This window comes from Xanthomonas campestris pv. campestris str. ATCC 33913 (assembly GCF_000007145.1).
Classification (GTDB): Bacteria; Pseudomonadota; Gammaproteobacteria; order Xanthomonadales; family Xanthomonadaceae; genus Xanthomonas; species Xanthomonas campestris.
On sequence record NC_003902.1, the window covers coordinates 3,511,057 to 3,533,866 of the forward strand.

Consider the following 22,810-nt stretch of genomic DNA (forward strand, 5'->3'; position numbering starts at 1 on the left):
GCATTTTGAATGCATCGCTGAGTACGCTTGCTGTATCCACCTTGGTGGCTTATATCCCGGCAGCGGCCTTCCTTGGATGCACTGCATCCGCAGCCCTTGAGCGTCCTCACGCCGTTCTGTCCATCGGCGTCTATCCATGAGCGCCTGCCGACCGGTTGCACGCACCTGGTTCGAGCCTGCGACCAAGCCGGAGGAACGCTTGACACGCATGCGATGAGCTTTGCCATCAATCTTTCGATCAACGTCGCCTGACGTCGATGCGTGCGTCGTGGCAACGCCAAACGCGCAGTCGAACGCACTAGGAGAAAGGCCAGCAGCGCTGCGACCGCATGCATGCATCCGCGATTGCGTGTCCATTTCACGCTATCACCCAAGGCGCTCGCTAGGCTAAACCCAATGCAGCGCTTGGCTGTTGAATTTCAGGAGATCCACATGGGCGATAACTCATTTCTGTCACCGGCCTTCGTCATCCTGGTGGTTGGCATCATCGCCGTGGTCGTGTGGCTGGTGACCCGCGCCAAGAAGAAGCGCAACAAGAAGTGATTCACACGCGGCAACTGCGGCGGAGCACGTCGGCGCGCTGAAAGGCGCGTCTCTACTCTAGCTTTGGGGGAGTTCGAAGTACCTCGCGGATCGGCAGTCTGTTTGCGGCATGTGCAATGACGAACATCGCCTAGCGCGACGAAAGCTTGCTTACTCTCGCGCCTCGATCAGCCTGCCGATTACTGCAGCGGCTCACATCACGATCAGCCCTCGCCCATCTGCAGAGGCAGAGGCAGGCGCATCGTGATGCCCTCAGCGCAGCACATCAGGCAACGCTCGGAATTCCAACCGCTTTTTATCACCGCACGAGTTATCGGGCGACAGACGCCACAAGATCAGAAGCGCTCGCCGGTGGGCAGGTAACGCCATTCGCCTAGCGCGAGTTTGCCCAACGAAATCCGGCCAACACGCAGGCGACGGATGGTGACCACATCCAGCCCTACCTCGTTGCACATGTAGCGTAGTTGCCCCGGCTGTACGTGCTTGATGGCAAAGCGCAGACGCTCTTCGTTCTGCCAGCTCACCTTGCAGGCCGGCAGGCTCCGTTGCTGATACACCAGGCCGCTTGCCAGCCGCGCCATGCCGTACGGGCGCAGTTCGCCGCGCACTTCCACCAGATACTCCTGCTCGATCGTGGCCGCATCGGCAGTGAGCCTGCGCAAGATCCGGCCATCCTGGCTGAGCACAAGCAGCCCGCTGGCCTCGTCGTCCAGCGGCATCGGCGCGCTCAGGCGCAGGAAGTGGCGCTTCAGCACGCGGATCTCGGTCTGATCCAGGCTGCTGCGGCTTTGCGGCGTGGCCAGCGCCACGGCGGCCTCGCAGCTCATGCCAGCCGGCTTGTTCAGCAGCAAGGTGGCGGGCTCGGCCTGCCCAAGCACCGCGTCGGCCGCCAGGCTCACCTGCTGGCCGGTGATCGGCGCCTGCGGCTCTTCCACCACCACGCCGTCCACACTGACCCATCCCCCTTCGATGTATTGCTGCGCCTCGCCGCGCGAACAGCCGAACACGGCAGCCACGTGCTTGTCGAGACGGATCGGATCGGACATCGGTCATGCTCTACGTCAGGGCCGGGCAGTGTACGTGGTCGCTGCCGCCGGTACGACGCCTGAAGCCTGCGCCAAGGTGTGGCTCGCTCATCCGCATAGCGGCGCCAGCCAAGGTCTGGCAAGCGTCGTGCTTCTGCCATGCCGCACAAAGTGGGACACTCGCCACTCACACAGGAGACCACAGATGTTCATCACGTTCGGCACCACCCGGGTTCGCCTCAACCATATCTCCGTCATCAGCGATCCGTTCAATGCCGGGGAGAACTTTGGCTCGTATTGCCACACGGTCCGCATCGGCCTGATCTCTGGCGAAGATGTCGTGGCACGCTTCAACACCGAGGCAGGCGCCGAGCAGTTGCACGCTGACGTGCTTGCCGCACTGGAAGCCTGATCACGGCCAACGTGTGCGCCCTCGCCGGCTGCGCCTGCATGTGGCGCAGCGGTGATGGTCCGCAAATAGCTTAGCTCACCGCTGCGGCGTGGCGCTTTTCAAGCTCGATAGCGGCAGTTACGCGACACAAGCGCCCGCAACACCGGGCCGGTAGCGCGGTTGACAAAAGGCACGTAAGTCCAGAATCCCGCTATAGGGATCACATCGCCGGGGCGCGGCTGCGATGTCTGAAAACGCCAACAAGAAAGGGCGTACCAACAGGCGCTCTGTTCGTATGTGCCAGCCGCAGCTGAACGCGTTTTTTCGGTCACGCATACATCGCTGGCACACGCCTGTTTGCACACAGAAACCAGTTAAAAACAAGCACCGAACGAGGCGCGGGAGTGCTTGCGCAGATGGCGCCAGCTGGGTACGCTGCCGCGGTCGAAAGAGAGCAGGCCGGATGGTAGCCCGGCCGCCGCTAGATAGGCGGCATCTTAGCCATCAGGTACCCACGACATCCGCAGCCGGCGTTGCCAGTAACGCAGATGTGTGGGTGGGAGTGACACATCCCGCATGGCGCATCTGCTCGACCAAGGATCCCCGTGATGATCGTCACTGCTCCCGCTCACTCCTTCCGGATGCGCTCCGTGCGCGCTAGTGCCAACACCGGCCGTTCTGCGTCGTCCATGCGCGATCCAGGCGTGCATGCCGACGCCGACTGCACGCATCTGCATTGGCACCGCGTGTGGGTGGACGCGCTGCAAATCTGGCAACGCGATGTCCGGCTAGCCGATGCGCGCATGTGCATGCTCGCGGTGTGGCGGTCTGCACCACATTGGGAATGGGAGGCGATCGACCCTGCGCACGATCGCCATCTGGCCGGTGGTTGTAGCGCAACCCAAGCCGACGCCCTGGCATGTGCAGAAGACTGGATGCATGCCGCGCAGAGATGATGGCTGCGCACGTTGCATGCTGTGTCCTCTCGCACCCGCCGCCTGCGACGGCTACGTGGTACGCCACGGCTGCACCACGCGAGTGGCGCGCATCGCGCAGGGTCACCCCCGCGCATTGCTGGCCAACTAGCCAGCAGCAAAGCTGCAAAGCGCGCCCGGAATCTAGGTCGAATACAACCCAGGAACATACCGCTCCATCAACGACTGCGGAAACAATGGCGGCGTAAACCCGTAGCGGGCGTACAGGCCATGCGCATCACTGGTGGCCAGGCTGAAGCGGCGTAGCCCCTGCAGATCGGGATGCGCCATGACCGCATCCATCAGCGCCTTGCTGTAGCCGCGGCCGCGGTGCTCCGGCAGCACGAACACATCGCCCAGGTACGCAAAGGTCGCATAGTCGGAAATCACCCTGGCGAACGCGACTTGCCGGCCATCGACAAACCCGCCGAAGCACAACGAATGATCGATCGCGCGCTGCACAAGGGCGAGGGGAATGTCCTTGGCCCAATCGGTGTCTTGTGACAGCGTGCGATGGATCAAGCCGATATCGAGCAGGGAGTTGTCGGTGCTGACGTGCACGTGCGGCATGTGAAGTGTCCTGGCAAAGGGCGTGGAGCGACGAACAAGCGACGTGCGCATCCGCCGTGTGCGTGCGGACGGTGAGCAGAATCCGGCACGGCCAGCTTGCCACTCAGGCTGCTTCAAACCATCCGCACCAACGGACGATCGCGCACTTGCTTGCGTTCGCCGCGCTTAACCCGAGGTCGTATGCTGCGGCAGCAGGGGCGCTACGCACAACACCAGCATGAACACGGCGATGCAGCCATCCAGTACGCGCCAGGCGCGCGGGTCACGGAACACCGGTTGCAGCAGACGCGCGCCATAGCCCAGCGCGCAGAACCAGGTTATGCTGGCAAGGCAGGCGCCGAGTGCAAATGCCCAGCGCAGGACGCCGGCATGGCGTGCGGAGAGGCTGCCCAGCAGCACCATGGTGTCCAGATACACGTGCGGGTTGAGGAAGGTGAAAGCCAGACAGGTCAGCGCCGCCTGCTGCCAGCGCTGATCCTCGCGTTCGGCCGGTGCCAGTGCGCCCTGCCCGCGCCAGGCGCGTTGGGCGGCCATCGCCCCGTACACCGCCAGGAACGCCGCACCCGCATAACGGAACACCTGCAGGATCTGCCGACAGTGCTGCACCACCGCGCCAATGCCGGCGACGCCGGCCAGGATCAAGGTGATGTCACCGAAGGCGCAGATGGCCACGACCAGGCCGACATGCCGCCGCTGCAGCCCCTGGCGCAGGACGAAGGCGTTTTGCGCCCCGATGGCGATGATGAGCCCGGCGCTGGCAATGAAGCCGGAAAGTGCTGCGTTGAAGACCATGGCGCGGTGTCTGTTGGTTGCGTGCGGCAAGACTGCCGCCGCCCCTAGGATTAGGAAACCTAAATATTCTGTATGCTCCAAAGGAAATCTAATCCCACCGAGTTCGCATGGAGTTGCTGCACCCCCAACTGGCCGCGTTCGCTGCCGTGCTTGATGAAGGCAGCTTCGAGTTGGCTGCACGCAGGCTGTCGGTGACCTCTTCGGCGATTTCGCAGCGGATCAAGGCACTGGAAGACCGGCTCGGCCAGGTTCTGGTGTTGCGCACAGCGCCCTGCCGCGCGACCCCGGCCGGCCAGCGTCTGCTCCGCAGGCTGCGGCCGATGCAGGTGCTACAAGCCGAGGCCATGGCCGATTTCCTGCCTGACGCGGGAGTGGGCGGCACGCCGCGCACGCTGTCCATCGCCGTCAACGACGACTCCTTGCAGACCTGGGTGCTGTCCGCATTGGCCGAGTTGCACCAGGCGCACGGCTTGTTGTTCGACGTGCATGTGGATGACCAGGACCACACCCTGGAGCTGCTGCGCGCCGGCACGGTACTGGGTGCGGTCACCGCCGAACGCCGGCCACTGCAAGGCTGCAATGTGCAGCCGCTGGGCACCATGCGCTACCACGCCATCGCGTCGCCGGATGTTGTGGCCCGCTACTTCAGCAGCGGCCTGGACGCCGCCGGATTGAGCCGCGCACCGATGATGGTGTTCAACCGCAAGGACGCACTGCAGGCACGCTTTGCGCGACGCATCACGCGCATGCAGTTGTCGCCGCCGATCCACTACCTGCCCACATCCACCGGCTTCGTGGACGCCGCCGCGCGCGGGCTGGGCTGGTGCCTGGCGCCGGAGGCGATGGTGTTGCCGGCAGTAGAGCGCAAGACGCTGCTCATCATCGACCCGACGCGCTGGCTGGATGTGCCACTGTACTGGCAGCATGCCGCGGTGCGCTCGACGACCTTGCAGCGCCTGGGCGATAGCTTGCGAACCGCAGCGGCGGCAAGCTTGCGCGTTGGCAAGCAGGGAGCCGCTCACTGAGCGCTGCTCGAAGCGCTTCGCGTGTCGCGTTCCAGACTCCGCGCGGCCCACGCCCACGCGGCCAACCCACGCTCACTCCTCGCCAGTCGCCCGCTCGCCCATCAACTCGCGCTCGCGTTTCTCCAGCTCTTCGGCATACCGCTTGCGCACGAAGCCCTCCGATAACACCCCCAGCACGGTGCGCTGCTGATCGATCACCGCCAGCTCATCGGCCTGGGTGGCATCGAAGACCTTCATCACCGCCACGATATCGGTGTCTGCCAGCAACGCGGCGTCGCGGTGCTGTGCGTAGTCGCTCACCGGCGCATCCTCGCGCACGCGATCGCCATACAGGATGGCCAATGGCACCACGCCGGCGTATCGCCCCGAGGCGTCTTCCAGCACCACCCGCTGCGTGGAGCCCAGTGGAAAGCGCCGACGGAATTCGCTGACGCTGGTGTCGTCGCGGGTGTGGTTGGCATCCTTGCGCATCATCTTGCCGGCCGACAGGTGGCGCACCCAACCCACATCGCGCGCGCTACGGATGTTCTCGCCACGCAGGTGCAGACGCCAGGTAGAGAACGAATAACCGAACACCTGACGCACCACCGTGTTGGCCACCAGCACGGCGGCCATCACAGCGCTGGCCAGCACGAAATCGTGCGTGCCCTCCAGGATCAGCATTGCCATGGTCATCGGCGCGCCCACAATCGCCGCCGCAAGCGCCGCCATGCCTACCAGCGAGGCGCTCGTGATATCCACCACTGCCGCACCCATCAGCAGATTGGTGCCCACCGCAAACAAGGCGCCCACCAACGAGCCCATGAACAGCGACGCAAAAAACAGGCCGCCGCGGAACCCGAATCCCAGCGAGATGCCCGAGGCCAGGCACTTCAATACCAGCAAGGTCAGCAGAAACTGCAGCGTGGTGGTGCTGGTCAGATCCAGATGCAAGGCGCCGTGGCCGGAGGACAGCACCTGCGGCGAATACGCGGCCAGGGGAATCAGCGACAGCCCACCGATCACTGGCCGGCCCCAGAGCGGTAGATTGATCCGCCCGACGCCACGCTCGATGCCGGCAACCAGCCGCATCACCGCAATGCCGATCACCGCACAAGCCAGGCCCAAGGCGATATAGATCGCGTAGTCGCGCGGCTGCAATTGGTAGGCCACCGCCGCCGGCAGTGCGTATGGCGTGGCACCCAAGGCGTTGGCCATGAACGCGCCAGCCAGCGCGGCTGCCGCCACCGGCGCCAGCGCCGATGGCGTATAGGCACCGATCACGATCTCGAATGCGTAGAACGCGCCGGCCAGCGGAGCACCAAACGCGGCGGCGATCGCCCCCGCGGAGCCTGCGCCGACCAGCGTGCGCATGTCTGTACGACGCACGCGCAGGACCCGTCCCAGCTGCGAGCCCGCACCGGAGCCCATTTGCGTGTAGGTCGCCTCCAGGCCCACCGATGCACCGAACCCGTTCGAGAGCAAGGTCTGCACCGCGACGATCAGGTTGTCGCGCATCGACATGCGCCCGCCGTGCAGCGCATTGGCTTCCACCGCGTCCACCAATGGCCGTTGACGGCGGCGCGCCAGCAATGCGACCAGACCCACCAGCAGGCCGCCCAGCGGCAACACCAACAATTGCTGCACGCCGATGCCGTCCGCCGTACTGAGCCGCTCGCCGGGCGCCAACCCGTACAGCCACGTTTGCAACGTGTGGGCCAGACCTGCCTGTAGCACGGTCAGCACTGCGGCGATCAAGCCCACCACGGCAGCCAGGCTGATGAACCACAGATCGTTGGCGCGAAACTGCCGGCGCAGCCAGCCCAGCAGCAGATCGAGCGGGACCCGTGCACGCTGTAGGGACCGGGAAACGCGGAGGCGTAGCGATTGCATGAGGGCAGATGCACGTCCTGCCCGGCAGAGCAGGATCACGCGCGCAGTGAGGATGCGTCATTGTGCAACATCGCTGCGGACGCCAACGTTGAAGCCCTGGGTATTTCATCTCGCGGCGCCCACTTCACCGGCCGCCGCGGCGCGCTCCTGAGAACAACAGACGCTCCTGCTGGTCAGCGCCACAGACAGACAACGCGCAGCCAACGCATGAGTCCTCAGGCGCACGCACTGCGGCAAAACGATAGCGCCTGTCACATTGCAGCAGTCAACGGCCAGCGGTGAAACGCAGTGCGTGCGCCGGTACGTGCCTGCCGGCTAAACCAGTGTCAGCGCAGGCCATGCCGATTCGTACGATGGCCATGTGCTTCGCCGTGCCGACTCTTCGCGGCGGTATGCAGGCACATAGTGCACGCTCTCAACGCGCTGAGCTTTGATCGATGAACACCCCCTCCTGAGTCCGCTGCAGCCTGCTTGCACGCCGGACGCGCGCACCCGGCATCACCTCGATCAGCGCACTGACCAACTCCTACTTCCGGCCCGCCCTGGGCCCTTGAAACAAGGTCACCCCCATGTTTCCACGCCAACACCGCACAGCGCTCCACATCCTTGCCATCGCCGTTGCCGGCGCCTTGCTGCCCGGCATGGCGTTGGCTGCGCCTGCACTCGGCACGCTATTGAACAGCAACTTCCTGAGCAGTTACCCACGCGATGTGATCGCCGTGCTGGTCAAAGACGACCAGCCGCTTGAACAGCCCAAATGCAATGTGCGGCTGGCCGAATTCACCTATGCCACCGTTGGTGTCAACGGCGAGCCGACCACGGCCTCCGCCGCGATGTTGGTACCGGGAGGCCCGCAATGTCAGGGGCCCTATCCCCTGCTCGGCTGGGGCGACGGCACGCAGACGCTGCGGCGCGATGAGATGGCCAAGGACATCCGCGATGCCAAGGGCAATGACCCGCTGGTAACGCACCTGGCCAGTCAGGGCTATGTGGTCGTCAGCACCGATTACCTCGGGCTCGGCAAGTCCAGCTATCCCTTCCATCCTTATTTGCACAGCGCGACCGAAGCCAACGCGATGATCGATGCGCTGCGCGCGGCCCGCACCGTGCTGGACCGGTTGAACACGCCGTTGTCGGGCAAGGTGATGTTGTCGGGTTACTCGGTCGGCGGGCACGCGGCGATGGCCAGCCAACGCGAGATCGAAGCGCATCTGTCGAAGGAATTCAATCTGGTCGCCAGCGCACCGATTGCCGGCCCGTACGCGCTCGAACAGACCTTTGTCGATAGCTGGAGCGGGCGTAATACGGTCGGCGAAAGCACCTTCGGCCTGGTGCTGGCGAGCTACGCCATCGTCGGCATGCAGCACGCGTATCAAAACATCTATACCGCGCCATCGCAGGTGTTCCGCGCGCCGTGGGCGGCCACCGTCGAATCACAATTCCCCGGCACCAAGAGCCTGCTGGACCTGTTTGTCGATTTGCCGGAGATCGGCAAGGTCAAACAGTACTTCCAGGCCGATTTCTACCGCGACTTTGCCAGCAACCCGAACAATCCCTTCCGCAAGGATTTGGCCCGCAACGACCTGCTGGACTGGCGCCCGCGGACCAAGACGCTGCTGTGCGGCTCGTCCAATGACGCCACCGTGCCGCTGAAGAATGCAACCACTGCCATCGCCGCCTTCGAGCAGCGCGGCAGCACCCAGGTGTCACTGGTGGACCTGGGCACCGGCAAGGCCAGCGACAATAGTGCCGGTGAGCATCTGGCCATCAAGGACAGCTGCATCGTGGCGGTGCGCCAGCAACTGTTGGACAAGCAGCGCTGATCGATCCTGCACAAGGACTCCCCGGAACGCCGCGATCTTCGGGCGTTCCGGAGAGTTTTGCCGTGCAGGGTGATCGCATGGACGACATAGTCGCTTCAGCGATTCGGGCGCAGTGCGTGCCAACGCTAGGCGCGATCAGGCTTTCTGCAACAGCGCCAATGCGTCCTGCAGGTCGCGGAAACGAAAGGGCTTCTGCACCCCGTGCCGGTGACGGAACTTCTCTGGAATCCCGCTGGAGGCATAGCCGGTCACGAAGATATACGGCACGCCGCGCGCATCCAGTTCTTCGGCAATCGGGAAGGACATCGTGCCGCCCAGATTGACGTCCAGCACTGCCATATCCAGATTGCCCTTTTTCACCGCCTCAAGCGCGGTGCTGACATCGCCCACGGTCCCGGCCACTTCATAGCCCAGTTCGGCCAGGCAATCTTCGAGCAACATGGCCACCAGCGACTCGTCTTCTACCACCAGTACGCGCGCACTCATGCTGCCAGCTCCGCGGTCGCAGCCGGCAACGCCAACGACACGCGGTAGGACACACCCGCCGTATCGAAGACCCAGGACACATCGCCATTGAGATCGTGCTTCAGGCCCCGCTCCAGCAATCGCGAGCCGAAGCCCTTGCGTTGCGGCGGCTGCACTTCCGGGCCACCACTTTCCTGCCACAACAACTCCAGGCGATTCTCGCCCTCGCGCATGGTGCACTCCCAGGCAATCCGTACGCGCCCTTCCGCGGACGACAGCGCACCGTGCTTCACCGCATTGGTGCACAACTCATGCAAGGCCATCGCCAGCGCCAGTGCGCGGCGCGGGTCCAGCCGGCAGGAACTGCCATGCAGCTCGAACCGCTGCCCCTGGTGTGACTCGCACAGCTCCACCGCATCGCGTGTGAGTTCGGCGATATCGGCGCTCACCCAATTCTCGCGGGTCAAGGTGTTATGCGCACTGGAGAGCGCCATGAGGCGCGCGTCGATCTTTTCATTGGCATCGTCCAGGCTTTCGGCGTTCTTCAGCGACTGCCGCGCCAGGGACTGCACCATCACCAGGGAGTTTTTCACCCGGTGATTGAGCTCATTGATCAGCAGCTGCAGATGCTGCTCATGCTGCTTGCGTTCGGTGACGTCACGGGTGGCACCGGCGATGGCCTCAACGCGGCCATCGGGCCCGAACACCGGCGTAAAAATGTAGTCATACACCCGCACGCCCTTGCTGATGTGCGGGAACGGCACTTCGCCACGCAATGGCTGGCCGGTGGCAATGACGCGCTCGATTTCCTCATCGTGCATCGCCGCGTGCCACGGCTCGTAGCCGATCTCCAGACAGGTCTTGCCGGACGCCTGCTCCCACTCCATGCCCCACATCGCCAACAGCGCTTCATTGGCGTAGATGAAACGGTGCTGGGTATCGAACACGTACAGGAGATCGGGAGTGGCCTGCAAAAGCGCTTTGTAGATGCGCGATTTCGCGGCGTCTTCTTGCTGCTCGGCTATCACGTCATCTGGCCCCGGAATTGGCGTGCACGATAGCAGGCTGATGTGAAAGCCTCATCATGAACCACGCCCGCCAGGCGGACTGATCCATTGCGCACGCCAGGCGCACCATTGGCATCGAATCGCGTGCCATGACCTCGACCTATTGGCGACGTGCGAGCAATCGCGCGTCACTTCGATAGGGATCTGACCGGCTTGCATCACTTCCCGCGATGCAGCGCTTTTTTGAATATTGGGAATCGATCGGAACAACCAACCGCCGGAGCGAATGCGATTTTCCAGACGAGCGACCAAATTGCGTACTGTCCGGCCAACGCGGTAATGGGCGAGGCCGATCAATATGACCCTCTCAAGGGAAATCCCCGAAAAACTCAATAAATTCCGACAGGGCGTCATTCCTTCATTACTGGTTTTAACGGCCGCCTTCTTTCTCTATCAAAATGAAATACATTCGCCGCATCGATATTCAAGCGGCACTGGAAACGCACCAATCGCTCCCGCGCATTCCTTCCTCACGCTACGCAGGCATTGGACACAATGGCTGTGCCAGATCCAGGATCAGGAAAGTTTCTACAGGGTCAGCTTTGTGTCACCCGAGCAGTGCGCGCAGATCTATGGCGAGGCCGTCGACACGCCTGAAGAATGAATCGAACGCGTCCAATTCTCAGCATCCTGAGATAGGCAATCAACCATTCGCCGCAGCATGCTGAATAACGCACATCGGTAATACACAAGAGGCTGCAAGCATCATGGGATCGTCTTATCCGCGCCGTAGCCTGCGCGATGACAACGCTCCACCAGCCGCATAACTCCATTTCCTATCAAAGCGACCCTTATGAACATGCACGAGCCCCTGCGTCGAAAATCGATTCAAAAGACCATTATTGCTTCCGCGATTTTTCTCTTATTTGCGGGAACCAATTTGGCCGTCGCAAAGCCTTTGAAATTCGTCTATCAAACGACTCAGATGACCTCCTTCACCGCTGGCGGGCCCGGCCGGACCGAGATCTTTAGTCAGCAATGGGCTGATGGCGCAGCGCAATGCCGCGTTGCGTTTCCGCAAACCACCGCCGTGCGGCTGGGCCGGGTCAACGCACGTGCAATCAATGCCAGGACCTACGCCGTCACCGGCAAATGGATCTGCAAAGGCTGATCACATCGCCACCTGACACTGGCCCCGGGCAAGACCGGGGCAGCAGCTTCGGCCGGCGTCACCGACTGACGGCATCCAGCGCTCACCGCAGACCGCCGTGCTACGCGCGCGGCATCACGGTGGCAGCCGTGACAGCCGCGACGACTGTTGCCCCAGGGGATGCATGTCGGACACGAGCTGCCATCTTGGCCACTCGTAGACGCCTCGGAACGCAGGCCCGCTCCCTGCAACGACCGACCGGGGCCGCGGAGTGCCAGCCAGAACGGCTCGTACAGACAAACAAAAGGCGCCAAAGGCGCCTTTTTGCTGACTGAATTGAATGGTGGGCCGTGATGGATTCGAACCATCGACCAAAAGATTAAAAGGCAGAGAAAGTTAGCTTTCGGATCAATGATTTGCACCGGCTAATTTTTCCGGGGGCTATCCGTGAAACCGTTGGAGCTACGTTGCTAAGCACTTAATTTTTCCGCCACTCAGGCCTGCGGAAAGGGGCGCTTGCATAGATGCATTTCAGCCTTCTCAGCGACAGCTTTCCGCCGCCGCCGCGGCCTTCTTGAAGACGCCTCCCTGCACAACGCTACGGATCTCGACTCTGGAACCATCGGAGTCGGGAATGATGGTCACTGTTCCAAGTACTGCGGGATCAGCAACAAACGAATAAACCTGCGCCTCGCCATCTGGCCCGCCCGTCACTCTGGGCGCTATGTCCCGGAGCTTCGGCGCCAAACAGCGTTCTACCTCCTTTGGCGACCGATCGCTTTCGAGCGTGAACCACGGCGCCTGTGCTTGCCGTTCTGAATAAGAGGCGCATCCGCATAGCAGCGACACCAGAGCCATGTACGCGATCAGTTTCATTTGCAACTCCCGTTTTTTTCATCTTAACTGCGGGAGCTGTACGGCGTGAGTTCTAGCTGCAAGTGCCGGAAAGACGCTGCTCAAGCATCTCGCGGGGTGAGCGACCAAGGGTCCCGCGTCCGGCATGGGTAGATTGCCTAGAATCGCTTGTTTGCGAACTCAGGCAAGTGCTTGTCAAAGAGTGAGCATTCTCTGGTGTCGGTGTAAGCCATGCTTTCGGCTAAGGCCATCCATCGCTTGACGGCGTACGGCTGAATGGCGTCAGCAATTTTCTGGGTCGATTTTTAGTAATTTTGCTAACTTGCCTGGCCGTCTCTATCTATGAGACTTTGTGCCTCGAGAGTTGCGCCATGTTGGCCCTACCTCCCCCTCACACCTACGCCCGCCTGCTGGGACCGGCCTGTCTCGATCCGGTCCCGCTCTGCCTGCCCGTCAGCGCGCTCCGGATCCAGCTCGGCTTCCCTTCACCCGCCGAGGATTTCCAAGACGACGAGCTCGATCTTAACCGGGTACTGATACGCAACCCGCCAGCCACTTTTCTATACAGGGCAGAGGGTTGGAGCATGATCTTGGCCGGCGTCTGCGATGGGGACATCCTGGTTGTGGACCGCTCGGTGCGTCCGATCCAGGGCGACATGGTGCTGGCCATCTGGGATGGCAATCAGCCGGTCTGCAAGATTCTTCAGGTCGCCGTCGACCACATCGAGCTCCATAGCCGAAGCCCACATTGCGCGCCCATCGTGCTGGCGCCAGGCACAGAGGTTGAGGTCTTCGCCGTCGTGGGCGTAGTCCGCCAAGTCACCCGCGCGCATTCCCGCGCCGGCCGCTGATGTTCGCGCTGATCGACGGCAATAACTTCTACGCTAGCTGCGAGCGCGTGTTCCAGCCCGAGCTGCGTGGCAGGCCGTTGGTCGTGCTCAGCAACAACGATGGCTGCGCTATTGCTCGATCGGACGAGGCCAAAGCCCTAGGTGTCACGATGGGCCAGCCGATCCACAAGGTGCCACCGCAGATCCGTCGCCGGCTAGCGCTGCGCTCCGCAAATTTCGGTCTCTACGGCGACATCGCTTCTCGCATTGGCGTCATCCTGCGTCAGGCCGCGCCACGCGTGGAGGTGTATTCGATCGACGAGTCGTTCCTCGACCTGGCCGGCATCCGCGATTGCCGGCAGCTGGCGGTCGACCTGCGCGAGCGAGTTCACCAATGGACGGGCATCCCCAACTGCATTGGCATCGCGCCGACCAAGACCTTGGCCAAGCTGGCCAACCGGGTCGCCAAGGATGCAGCGCGTAAGCCGGGCAGCTACCCAGCTAGTCTGGCCGGCGTCTGTGACCTGGCTGCGCTCAGCGCCAGTGAGCTCGATGCGGTGCTGCGAGCCACGGCGGTTGGCGACCTCTGGGGCGTTGGCAGGCGCTGGGGCGCGAGGCTGCAGGCACGCGGCGTCTTTACGGCAGCCGATCTGCGAGACGCCGCTGCAGACGACTTGCTAGCGGAGTTCGGTGTGGTCATGGCGCGCACGCAACGGGAGTTGCAGGGCCATGCATGCCTGCAGCTGGAGGAAGTCGAGCCCGACCGTCAGCAGATCATGGTCAGCCGGTCGTTCGGGACCTGGGTGACCGATCCACAAGATATGGCGGAGGCGCTGGCAACTTTTGCCATGCGCGCCACCGAGAAGCTGCGCGCACGCGGGCTGACCACATGCGCCATTGGCATCTTTGCCGAGACGGATTCGTTCAAGCCCGGTGTGCCGCAGCACAACCCATCACGCACCGCGCCACTTGCCTCGGCTACATCCGACAGCCGCGTGGTGCTCACGGTTGTGCGCCGGCTGCTCCAGGGCTTCATGCGCGATGGCTTCACCTACAAGAAGGCCGGCGTGTGCCTAATGGATCTCGCCGCGCCCGAGGATCTGCAGGGCGACCTCTTCACCCCGGCACGCATAGGCGACGACAAGCTGATGAGCACCCTGGATGCCATCAACCGGCGGTTCGGTCGCGGCACGGCCGGGCTGGGTGCAAGCGGCTGGCAGAAGTCCCCCGAATGGGCATCGCGGCAAGATCTGCTATCGGGCCGCTTCACCACATCGCTAGCTGACCTCCCTCGCGCCTCCTGCTAGCTGGCAGCCCTCGCGGGCAGCAGTACACGATCTGCGGATGACTTCTTGCAACTTTCAGCCATGGAGCGGCGTCGACACGCGGCCGAAGTTGTGAGCAAGCAATAACGAGCTGAACCATGAAGCGCCTAATCGCAGCCCTATATGGCAATTTTCGATGTGCCCATCGGGCCAAGGTAATCCAGGTAATCAAACTCTGAAGAAGCAAAATTATTTATATTTTTCAATAATTTAGAGGATTTTTCAAAAGGTAATAAAAAGGTGATGAGGGGGTAATCTGATTACCTTTCCAGCAGGTAATCTTGAATCCTATAAAAACCCTTATAGATCAATGGCATTACCTTTCAGGATCCGCCGGGTTACCAAAAATCACCCTGCAAGGTAATCCAGGCTTTGCTATATCATTCAATGACTTGGGAGCACCTCAAAGGCAAGAATTACCGATTACCCGATCCCGGTGGTCACATGAAAAATTTGGCGGTCTGTGGCCATCGCGCGAACGCGAGCAAGGGCGCGCTGCTGCCCCGTGACGGCGCGGAATTCCGCAGGGTCTAGCAAGGGACCAGAACCCCCCATGACGCTAGGACTGGCGCCCGTTTCGGGGGCATGCAGCAGTGCATCGAAATGGCCCTATGAAGACCGCAGGCGTGGCGGGGCGACGATTGCGCGCGCGCAGCAGCCTGAGTGCCTCCTCCCGGCTGTCGCAGCCGGCTAGACTGGAATGGGAGACGCTTGCAGGCGATACTTCCCTCATGGAGAGAAAGAGCCAATGAAGGGCGAACAAGTTGTAGGTGTACAACCCTCAGTGATGCGTTGGGCACGCGAAAGCATCGGCATGTCGATAGCCGATGTCGCAGCACGCCTTAAGAAAGGTGAGGGGGAAGTTGCAGCATGGGAATCCGGGGCGGAGGCCCCCACCTACCCACAGCTAGAAAGGCTCGCGTACGAGGTCTATAAACGGCCGCTAGCTGTGTTCTTTCTCCCGGCGCCGCCCGCTGAAGCTTCTCCTCGTCAAGAGTTCCGTACGCTCCCAGCGGAAGAGCTCGCAAATTTGTCCCGCGATACCTACCTACATCTTCGAAAAGCCCGCGCGTATCAGCTAGGCCTCGAAGAGCTGTACGCAGGCGTAAACCCTGCTGCAATAAAGGCGTGGCGTGCTGTTCAACTCAGCACTGGCGATGACGTCGTACGCAAAGCAGCCGCTATCCGCCTTATGTTGGGCATCACCTCAGAGGTCCAGGCTGGCTGGGGAACTGATGATGAGGCGCTACGCTCATGGAGGGCAGCCGTCGAACGCGTCGGCCCATTCGTTTTCAAAGAAAGCTTTAAGCAGGAAACCATCTCTGGATTTTGCCTAAGAGATAGCGAATTCCCTGTTATTTACCTCAACAACAGCACCACGAAGACCCGACAGATCTTCTCGCTGTTGCATGAGTTCGCGCATGTGCTATTCGATGTCAACGGAATTTCTAAGTTCGACATTAGCTATGCGAATGAGCTCCCTCAACGCGAACGTGCCATCGAAATTTTTTGCAATGCGATCGCGGCCGAGGTTTTAATACCGGGTGCAGAATTTGATGCAGCCACGACTGACCTCGCAATCATTGCGGATTATGCGCCTGACATATATTTCTCTCGACTCGCCCGACGCTTTGGGGTGAGTCGGGAAGTGGTGCTGCGTCGCTTTCTGGATAGAGGACGTGCTACGCGTCAGTTCTATGAGGAAAAAGCTGACGAATGGAATCAGCAACGTCAAAAAGAATCTAGTGGCGGCGGGAGTTGGTACGCAAATCAAGGCTCATACTTGAGCGATGGGATGCTCAGAGAGGTGTTTGGCCGCCGTCTACGCGGCCAAATTTCGCCAGAAAAGGCTGCTGATTACCTTGGAGTAAAGCCTGGCACATTGCCTGGTCTGGAGGAATTGGTCCTGCATAGGAAGCGCAACTGATGTACGTGTTCGACACTGGGCCGTTTAGCCGTCTTAAGCATTACTATCCCGCTGTTTTTCATAGCTTCTGGGCACACATGGATGCCCTCGTTCACGGTGGCTACCTTCTATCCACGCGGGAGGTTAAGCGTGAGCTAGACAACGGCGAGCCGAATGCGGTGGTTAGTGCCTGGATAGGTCAGCATGCCGGACTTTTCAGCATGCCTAGTGCAGGAGAGATGCAGCTGGTTGCGCAGATACTGGCGATACCGCACTTTCAGTCGATCATCGGCGAACGTCAGCGCCTGAAAGGAACCCCAGTCGCCGATCCATTTGTGATTGCTGCCGCTCAAGTAAGAGGCTTCGCTGTAGTCACGACCGAGGTGTACAAGCCACAGGCGGCAAAAGTTCCCATCATCTGCCAACACTTCAATGTGCGATGTATTGACCTTGAGCAGTTCATGGCCGAACAGAAGATGACCTACTAGGACGGCATCGCGTCCCAGTAGGTGAATTTTCCTAAGCCAATCGGGTCCGTGCGACATCTGAGTAGTGACTGGTCAACTCGACCCCAGTCCATCCGTACCCTTCAAGCTCAGCAGCGACCAGAGTCGTACCGCTGCCAGCAAACGGGTCAAGGATCCGGCCACCTGCTTCACAGATCCGCACCAGCTGCCTCATCAACTCGGTAGGTTTGCCAGTCAGGTGATGTTTGTCTGCCTTGCGCACCGACTCGCGGATAACACCAGGCAGCACCGGCGCACGACGATCCAGCGGCATGTTGCCCTTGCTGCCCCACACGATGTATTCGGCCTGGTTGCGGAACCTGCCCAACTGCGGCCGCACGCCCTCGGTCTTGTCCCAGACAGTGATGCCGCGCCAGGTGAAGCCGGCGATCTGCAGCGCGTCAGTGGTCAGCGGCAGCTGCCGCCAGTCGGTAAACAGCAGCACCGGCGCGCCGTCCTTGAGCACGCGCGCGCACTCGGATAACCACAGGTGCATCCACTTCAAGTGTGAGCGTTGGTCGCGCTCGTCGCCGACAAAGTCGGCGTGCAGTTGTGCGCCGCCGCCCTGGACGTATTTCTGCGACGGTGGCTTGGCCCGCGCGGCCGCATGCAGGCCACCGCTGGCATACGGCGGATCAGTGATCAGCGCGTCGAACGAATTCGCTTCGAGCGTGGGCAGGATGGTCAGGGCGTCGCCCTGCAGGAGCTGGTTTTTCATGGTGAGAGCCTTCTTGGATTCGCTCGCGGCGATCGGAGGTGAGGCTCTCGGCCTTCAGGTGATTGAGCGTGCCGCAACGCGGGCACTTGATCTGGATTTCATCGAAGGCGCCGGCCTTGCACAGCAGGCGGGCGCATTCGCCACAACGGAGGTTCTTGAGCATTGCGTGGTCTTGCAGTGGGAAAGGATTACGCGGCCGCTGGCGGCGCGTACGGGGTGAACGAGATCACCTCATCGCCCACCCAGTCGTTGATCTTCAGCATGCGCGCCTGCAGCGGTTCGAGTTCGTTGGCGGCCCAGACGGCAGCGGCCTCACGGATCGAGCCGAAGCCGCCTGCGTTCTGCGGCACGATGCCCATGAGTTGCGGCGGGATGCGCAGCGCTGCCAGCATGTCGTCGCGGGTGATGCCCTTGATGCCGCTGAACTCATCCTTGGCCGCCACTTCGCTGACCGGGATCAGCTTCAGCCCGTCCTTGTTGCCGCCTGGCGAGTACAAGAACAGGTTGCGGAAGTTGCCCGGCCCCTTGGCGCCCTTCATGGCGTTGCGCAACGCGTCGACGTCTTCCTGGCTCTGCTGCGGGTCGGTCAGGTACAAGATGAAACCGGCGTGCGAGCCATTGTTGTAGTACTTGCGGCGAAACAGCGTGGCCGACTCGTTGAGCAGCGCCGACTGCATCGCCGGCATCCATTCGGGCAGACCGTAGAGTTCCTGATCGACATCGGCTTCGCGCAGCTGGAACACGCTGCCCGGCTCGAACACGTGTTCGTCGTGCCAGGTGCGCACTTGGAAGTACTCGCCCTCGGTGATGCCACGCCGCATGTACTTCGACAGCGGCGCAGTCAGCGACAGCGCACCGCCCATGCGATTGCGGCGGCGCTCAAGGTAGCCATTGCCCAGCGTGATCCAGTCCAGCGACAGCTGCTCGAAGGCCTCGCGCGTCAGCAGCCGGTGCGGCTTGAAGGTGCGCGCCAGCATGTTGCGCTTGAAGATCAGCCCGGACTGCAGAAACGGATTGCTGCGCGTGGTCTTGGACAGGCCATCCAGCGCCACCGGCGGCTCGTACCAGCGCCCGTTCTGCCAGCACTCCAGATAGTCCAACACGCCGCGCCCATCGAGCACCGGCGTCGGATCGCCAAAGGTGAACGCCTCGCTGCGTGCGGGCACTGCTGGCGCTGCAGGCGCTGCAGGCGCGGTGGCGGGCAGCTGGTCGGTCAACATCAAGAGATCTCCATGAAGCCGGAGTTGCGCGCGGTGCGTCCTTCCAGCGGTTCGTTCTGCAGCGCGTGGAACAGTGCCCACGCCAGGTCCGCATGGCCGGTCTCTTCCGAGCGGCCAGCGGTGAAGGTGGACTGGCGGCCGCTGGCCGTCATGGTCTTGCGGATAGCCATCAACGACTGCGCCACGTCGGTCCAGCCGGCGTCGAACTCTAGCCGCCCGTTGTGGATCACATCGAACGCCTTGAGCACCAGGCGGGTCTTGACCTCGGGCGAGTAGCTGAAGGTGACCAGATTCGGGAAGAACTGCTTCACCAGCTGCGCCACGCCACTGCCCATGCCTGTGGTGTCGATGCCGATGTAGGTCACCCAGTAGCGGCGCGTGATGCGCTCGATCTCGGCCGCCTGCTTGGCGAAGTCCATGCCCCGGAACTGGATCCGCTCCAGCAGCCGGAACTTGCCGCCGGGTTGCTGCGGTGGTGCCAGCACGACCAGACCGGCGGTGTCGCCCGTCTCGGCCGGGTCGTAGCCGATCCACACCGCGCGATCGCCGTAGGGGCGCGCGGCGAACGGCTTGTAGTCCTGGCCCCACTCGACCCAGCTGTCGACCATGCACGGCTGCAGCATCGCCAGCGGGAAGATGCTGGCGCCGTCGTCGACGAACTCGCACATCAACAAGTTGGCGAACGCGTCCGGGCTGTATTCCTCGCGCAGCTCGTCGATGTCGAACAGGTCGCAGCCACGGCGCTGGGCGTCGAGGATGTTGACGATCTGCCGCCAGGCGCGGTCCTGGCAGCGGCGCCCGCCGGCCAGTGCATCGTGCGAGACATCGACCTGGATCCGCTGCGCGGCCGGCTTGCCCTTGTTGCGGCGCTCGCCGGTCCAGAACGTGTAGGCCTCGTGCGCCATGCTCGATGGCGTACTGAAGTAGGTCTTGCGCCACTTCTTGTGCATCGCCATGCCGCTGGCGACCTTGTTCAATTCGTTGAACCCGTAGGTCCAGAAGAACTCATCGAAATAGAAATTGCCGTGGTAGCCCTGCGCGGTGCGCGCATTGGTGCCCAGGAAGAACAGCTCGGCGCCGTTAGGGAACACGATGCTATCGCCGCCGGAGAGCGTCTCGTCGATCGTCTCGCGCACGAACTGCTGCATGTAGCCGCGAAACAGATGCGCCTGCGCCTTGGAGGCGCTCAGGAAAATCTGATTGCGCCCGGTGGTGAGTGCATCGATCAGCGCCTCACGGGCGAAGTAAAACGTTGCACCGACCTGGCGCGACTTGAGGATGATGCGGGTGCGCTCATTGCTGGCCCGGTACCAGTCGCGCTGGTAATCGAAGCAGCCGTCGATGAACGCCGTGGTCAGCTGCTCGACCTGTTCCTCAGTGAAGTCGTTGCGCTTGGGCTTCTTCTTCGGCGCGGCATTGCGATTCGCCACAGCCGGATTCAGATCGGCCTCGTTGCCGCCGCCTTGGTAGCGCTGGATGCGCGCCTGGCGCTCCAACTGCCGATGCAGCAGATCGATTTCTTTGAAGTCGCCGCCGGACTTTTCCGGCTTCATGATCAGCACGACCAGGCGCGCTTCCAGTGCACCACCGATGCGCTCAACATTGTCTGCGCGATCCCACTCGTCACGCGACTTCCAGCTGTGTACAGTCTTCTCGTTCTCGCCGATGGCCTGCGCAATTTCGGTCACGCGCCATCCCATCCAGTACAGGAACTTGGCCTGTCTGCGGGTATCCATCGGGAGCTGGGTGGCAACGCTTTGCATGCCGACCAGGGTGCAGCCCACCTCTTAATCCCGACAGTTCAATGACGCGTAATCGCCTGGTTTACACGGTGATTGCGTTGCTGCGTTGTGCGTCGCGTTTGACCATGGGTCATCGCAAACGCATCCAGCGCAGAGGACACCCATGTCGGCCAAGGCCAAGAAGTTCCGTTCCAACTGGTTCCGCGTGGCCGTCGAAGGCGCCACCACCGATGGCCGCACGATTCAGCGCAGCTGGATCGACGACATGGCCGCCACCTACAACCGCGAGACCTACGGTGCGCGCATCTGGATCGAGCACATGCGCAGCCTGCTGCCGGACTCGCCGTTCCGCGCGTATGGCGATGTCACCGCCGTCAAAGCCGAAGAGGTCGAGATCGACGGAACCAAGCGCCTGGCGCTGTTTGCACAGATCGAGCCGACCGCCGACCTGATAACCATCAATAAGTCCAAGCAGAAGCTCTACACCAGCATCGAGGTGCAGGAGAAGTTCGCCAATACCGGCAAGGCGTATCTGGTCGGCCTGGCCGTGACCGATTCACCGGCCAGCCTGGGCACCTCCATGCTCAGCTTCGCTAGCCAAAACCCCGACGCCAATCCGCTGGCCGATCGTAAGCAGTCACCGGGCAACCTGTTCACCGTCGCCGAAGAAACCGCGCTGGAATTTAGCGAAGTCAGCGAAGGTCCGGTCGCCAACCTGCTGAGCCGGATCCGCACCGCGCTCAAGAGCGAGGACGCCACCAGCATCACCGCCGAGCAGTTCGCAGAGCTTGGCGAAGGCGTCGAAGAGATCGCCGAGCACGTGCGCGGCCAGGACGAACGCTTCAACCGCCTGCAGGCCGAACACGCCGAGCAGAAGACCAAGCACGAACAGCTGGCAAACGACCTGGCACAGCTGCGCGAGTCGCTCTCGCAGCAGCCCGACCCCGCACAGCCCGCACGCCCGGTGGTCACCGGCGGCGGCGTGGCCGTGCTGACCGACTGCTGATCCCACACCACACACACACGCCGCCAGCGCCCCACCTTCGGAGCCACCATGCAAAACGCCACCCGCCTGCAGTTCAATCAGTTCGCCGAGCAGATCGCCAAGCTCAATGGCATCACTTCCGCGTTCCATTCCTTCGCCGTCGATCCGACCGTGCAGCAGAAGCTGGAAACGCGCATGCAGGAATCCAGCGAGTTCCTGTCCAAGATCAACATCATCCCGGTGGACGAATTGTCCGGCCAAAAGGTGGGCATCGGCGTCACTGGCAGCATTGCCAGCCGCACCGACACCGGCGCCGGCAAGACCCGCACCCCGCGCAACGTCGCCGCGCTCGACAAGAACGAATACGTCGCCAAGAAGACCGACTTCGATACCGCGATTCCGTATGCGCTGCTCGATGCGTGGGCCAAATTCCCGGACTTCCAGGCGCGCCTGCGCGATGCGATCGTCAAGCGTCAGGCACTGGACCGTCTGCAGATTGGCTTCAACGGCACGCACGCCGCCGCCGACACCGACCGCGCCGCGTTCCCGTTGCTGGAAGACGTCAACATCGGTTGGATGCAGCAGTACCGCACCAACGCTGCCCAGCGCGTGCTGGCCAGCGGCAAGACGGCAGGCAAGATGGTCATCGGCGCCGGCGATGGTGCGGACTACCGCAACCTCGACGCACTGGTGTTCGATGTGGTGAGCAACCTGCTGGATCCGTGGCACCGCAAGGATCCGAGCCTGGTCGTGGTGCTCGGCCGCGACCTGATGCACGACAAGTATTTCCCGATGGTCAATAAGGACCAGGCGGCCAGCGAGAAGATCGCCACCGACCTGATTCTGAGCCAGCGCCGCGTCGGCGGCCTGCAGGTGGCCGAGGTGCCGTACCTGCCGGACGGCGCGCTGATGGTCACCTCGCTGGCGAACCTGTCGATCTACTACCAGACCGGCGGCCGTCGTCGTTACATCCAGGAAGTGCCCGCCCGCGATCGCATCGAGAACTACGAGTCCTCCAACGATGCCTACGTGGTCGAAGACTACGGCCTGGGCTGCGTGGTCGAGCACATCGAGATCGAGGCCTAA

At 62.2% G+C, this 22,810-nt stretch carries 23 protein-coding genes; 12 read left to right on the forward strand and 11 right to left on the reverse strand.

What is annotated here, in order from left to right; all coding sequences use genetic code 11:
- Nucleotides 1-878: 878 nt before the first annotated feature.
- A complete protein-coding gene (locus tag XCC_RS15285) occupies nt 879-1,589 on the reverse strand; it encodes an rRNA pseudouridine synthase (protein WP_011038074.1) in 711 nt (236 codons plus the stop codon).
- Between the two features lie 184 nt (nt 1,590-1,773).
- Here XCC_RS15285 and XCC_RS15290 point away from each other — a divergent pair, with 184 nt between their 5' ends.
- A complete protein-coding gene (locus XCC_RS15290; protein ID WP_016945258.1) occupies nt 1,774-1,980 on the forward strand; it encodes a hypothetical protein in 207 nt (68 codons plus the stop codon).
- A 587-nt stretch (nt 1,981-2,567) separates the two neighbouring features.
- Nucleotides 2,568-2,915: a hypothetical protein gene (locus XCC_RS15295; RefSeq protein WP_011269572.1), complete on the forward strand. Its 348-nt coding sequence runs from the start codon at nt 2,568-2,570 to the stop codon at nt 2,913-2,915.
- 162 nt (nt 2,916-3,077) lie between these two features.
- Here XCC_RS15295 and XCC_RS15300 read toward each other — a convergent pair whose 3' ends face one another.
- Nucleotides 3,078-3,503 carry a GNAT family N-acetyltransferase gene (locus tag XCC_RS15300; protein ID WP_011038076.1) on the reverse strand — a complete coding sequence of 142 codons (426 nt, stop codon included), beginning with the start codon at nt 3,501-3,503 and terminating at the stop codon, nt 3,078-3,080.
- A 165-nt stretch (nt 3,504-3,668) separates the two neighbouring features.
- Nucleotides 3,669-4,295 carry a LysE/ArgO family amino acid transporter gene (locus XCC_RS15305; RefSeq protein ID WP_011038077.1) on the reverse strand — a complete coding sequence of 209 codons (627 nt, stop codon included), beginning with the start codon at nt 4,293-4,295 and terminating at the stop codon, nt 3,669-3,671.
- A gap of 107 nt (nt 4,296-4,402) precedes the next feature.
- Between XCC_RS15305 and XCC_RS15310 the strand changes: the two genes are divergently transcribed.
- Nucleotides 4,403-5,320 (forward strand): LysR family transcriptional regulator ArgP, encoded by a 918-nt coding sequence (locus XCC_RS15310; RefSeq protein ID WP_011038078.1) that lies wholly within the window; start codon nt 4,403-4,405, stop codon nt 5,318-5,320.
- 72 nt (nt 5,321-5,392) lie between these two features.
- On the opposite strand, the gene XCC_RS15315 is transcribed toward XCC_RS15310, so the two are convergent.
- Nucleotides 5,393-7,192: a chloride channel protein gene (locus XCC_RS15315; protein WP_011038079.1), complete on the reverse strand. Its 1,800-nt coding sequence runs from the start codon at nt 7,190-7,192 to the stop codon at nt 5,393-5,395.
- A gap of 569 nt (nt 7,193-7,761) precedes the next feature.
- On the opposite strand from XCC_RS15315, the gene XCC_RS15320 reads away from it, so the two are divergent.
- Nucleotides 7,762-9,015, forward strand: a complete 1,254-nt coding sequence (locus tag XCC_RS15320) for an alpha/beta fold hydrolase (RefSeq protein WP_011269569.1) — start codon at nt 7,762-7,764, stop codon at nt 9,013-9,015.
- 135 nt (nt 9,016-9,150) lie between these two features.
- Here the strand turns inward: XCC_RS15320 and XCC_RS15325 are convergent, their stop codons facing one another.
- Together XCC_RS15325 and XCC_RS15330 are read right to left on the reverse strand one after the other, a co-directional pair.
- Nucleotides 9,151-9,501, reverse strand: coding sequence for a response regulator (locus XCC_RS15325; protein ID WP_011038081.1), 351 nt, complete (start codon nt 9,499-9,501; stop codon nt 9,151-9,153).
- Nucleotides 9,498-10,505 (reverse strand): sensor histidine kinase, encoded by a 1,008-nt coding sequence (locus tag XCC_RS15330; RefSeq protein ID WP_029628883.1) that lies wholly within the window; start codon nt 10,503-10,505, stop codon nt 9,498-9,500. The genes XCC_RS15325 and XCC_RS15330 overlap by 4 nt, the downstream gene beginning before the upstream one ends.
- 340 nt (nt 10,506-10,845) lie before the next feature.
- On the opposite strand from XCC_RS15330, the gene XCC_RS15335 reads away from it, so the two are divergent.
- Together XCC_RS15335 and XCC_RS22450 are read left to right on the forward strand one after the other, a co-directional pair.
- Nucleotides 10,846-11,151, forward strand: a complete 306-nt coding sequence (locus XCC_RS15335) for a hypothetical protein (RefSeq protein ID WP_225443879.1) — start codon at nt 10,846-10,848, stop codon at nt 11,149-11,151.
- Nucleotides 11,152-11,340: 189 nt separating this feature from the next.
- Entirely contained in the window at nt 11,341-11,658 is a 318-nt protein-coding gene (locus XCC_RS22450) for a hypothetical protein (RefSeq protein WP_158011231.1), read from the forward strand.
- Between the two features lie 519 nt (nt 11,659-12,177).
- Here XCC_RS22450 and XCC_RS15350 read toward each other — a convergent pair.
- Nucleotides 12,178-12,513: a hypothetical protein gene (locus XCC_RS15350; RefSeq protein WP_011038085.1), complete on the reverse strand. Its 336-nt coding sequence runs from the start codon at nt 12,511-12,513 to the stop codon at nt 12,178-12,180.
- 350 nt (nt 12,514-12,863) lie between these two features.
- Here XCC_RS15350 and XCC_RS15355 point away from each other — a divergent pair, with 350 nt between their 5' ends.
- The 4 genes from XCC_RS15355 to XCC_RS15370 all read left to right on the forward strand — a co-directional run bounded on the left by XCC_RS15355 (nt 12,864) and on the right by XCC_RS15370 (nt 17,041).
- Nucleotides 12,864-13,343, forward strand: coding sequence for a LexA family protein (locus XCC_RS15355; protein WP_011038086.1), 480 nt, complete (start codon nt 12,864-12,866; stop codon nt 13,341-13,343).
- A complete protein-coding gene (locus XCC_RS15360) occupies nt 13,343-14,629 on the forward strand; it encodes a Y-family DNA polymerase (RefSeq protein WP_011038087.1) in 1,287 nt (428 codons plus the stop codon). Before XCC_RS15355 ends, XCC_RS15360 begins: the two co-directional genes overlap by 1 nt.
- A gap of 766 nt (nt 14,630-15,395) precedes the next feature.
- Nucleotides 15,396-16,574, forward strand: coding sequence for an XRE family transcriptional regulator (locus XCC_RS15365; RefSeq protein WP_041471195.1), 1,179 nt, complete (start codon nt 15,396-15,398; stop codon nt 16,572-16,574).
- Nucleotides 16,574-17,041, forward strand: coding sequence for a PIN domain-containing protein (locus XCC_RS15370; protein ID WP_011038089.1), 468 nt, complete (start codon nt 16,574-16,576; stop codon nt 17,039-17,041). The genes XCC_RS15365 and XCC_RS15370 overlap by 1 nt, the downstream gene beginning before the upstream one ends.
- A 31-nt stretch (nt 17,042-17,072) precedes the next feature.
- Here the strand turns inward: XCC_RS15370 and XCC_RS15375 are convergent, their stop codons facing one another.
- From XCC_RS15375 to XCC_RS15390, 4 genes are all read right to left on the reverse strand, one after another.
- Nucleotides 17,073-17,777 carry a DNA-methyltransferase gene (locus XCC_RS15375; protein WP_011038090.1) on the reverse strand — a complete coding sequence of 235 codons (705 nt, stop codon included), beginning with the start codon at nt 17,775-17,777 and terminating at the stop codon, nt 17,073-17,075.
- Complete coding sequence (locus XCC_RS15380; protein ID WP_243694116.1) at nt 17,695-17,904, reverse strand: Com family DNA-binding transcriptional regulator; 210 nt, start codon at nt 17,902-17,904, stop codon at nt 17,695-17,697. Before XCC_RS15380 ends, XCC_RS15375 begins: the two co-directional genes overlap by 83 nt.
- 61 nt (nt 17,905-17,965) lie before the next feature.
- Nucleotides 17,966-18,997 carry a phage portal protein gene (locus tag XCC_RS15385; RefSeq protein WP_011038091.1) on the reverse strand — a complete coding sequence of 344 codons (1,032 nt, stop codon included), beginning with the start codon at nt 18,995-18,997 and terminating at the stop codon, nt 17,966-17,968.
- Complete coding sequence (locus XCC_RS15390) at nt 18,997-20,760, reverse strand: terminase ATPase subunit family protein (RefSeq protein WP_208019992.1); 1,764 nt, start codon at nt 20,758-20,760, stop codon at nt 18,997-18,999. The genes XCC_RS15385 and XCC_RS15390 overlap by 1 nt, the downstream gene beginning before the upstream one ends.
- A 142-nt stretch (nt 20,761-20,902) precedes the next feature.
- Here XCC_RS15390 and XCC_RS15395 point away from each other — a divergent pair, with 142 nt between their 5' ends.
- Complete coding sequence (locus XCC_RS15395; protein ID WP_011038093.1) at nt 20,903-21,745, forward strand: GPO family capsid scaffolding protein; 843 nt, start codon at nt 20,903-20,905, stop codon at nt 21,743-21,745.
- Nucleotides 21,746-21,793: 48 nt separating this feature from the next.
- Nucleotides 21,794-22,810: a phage major capsid protein, P2 family gene (locus XCC_RS15400; RefSeq protein WP_011038094.1), complete on the forward strand. Its 1,017-nt coding sequence runs from the start codon at nt 21,794-21,796 to the stop codon at nt 22,808-22,810.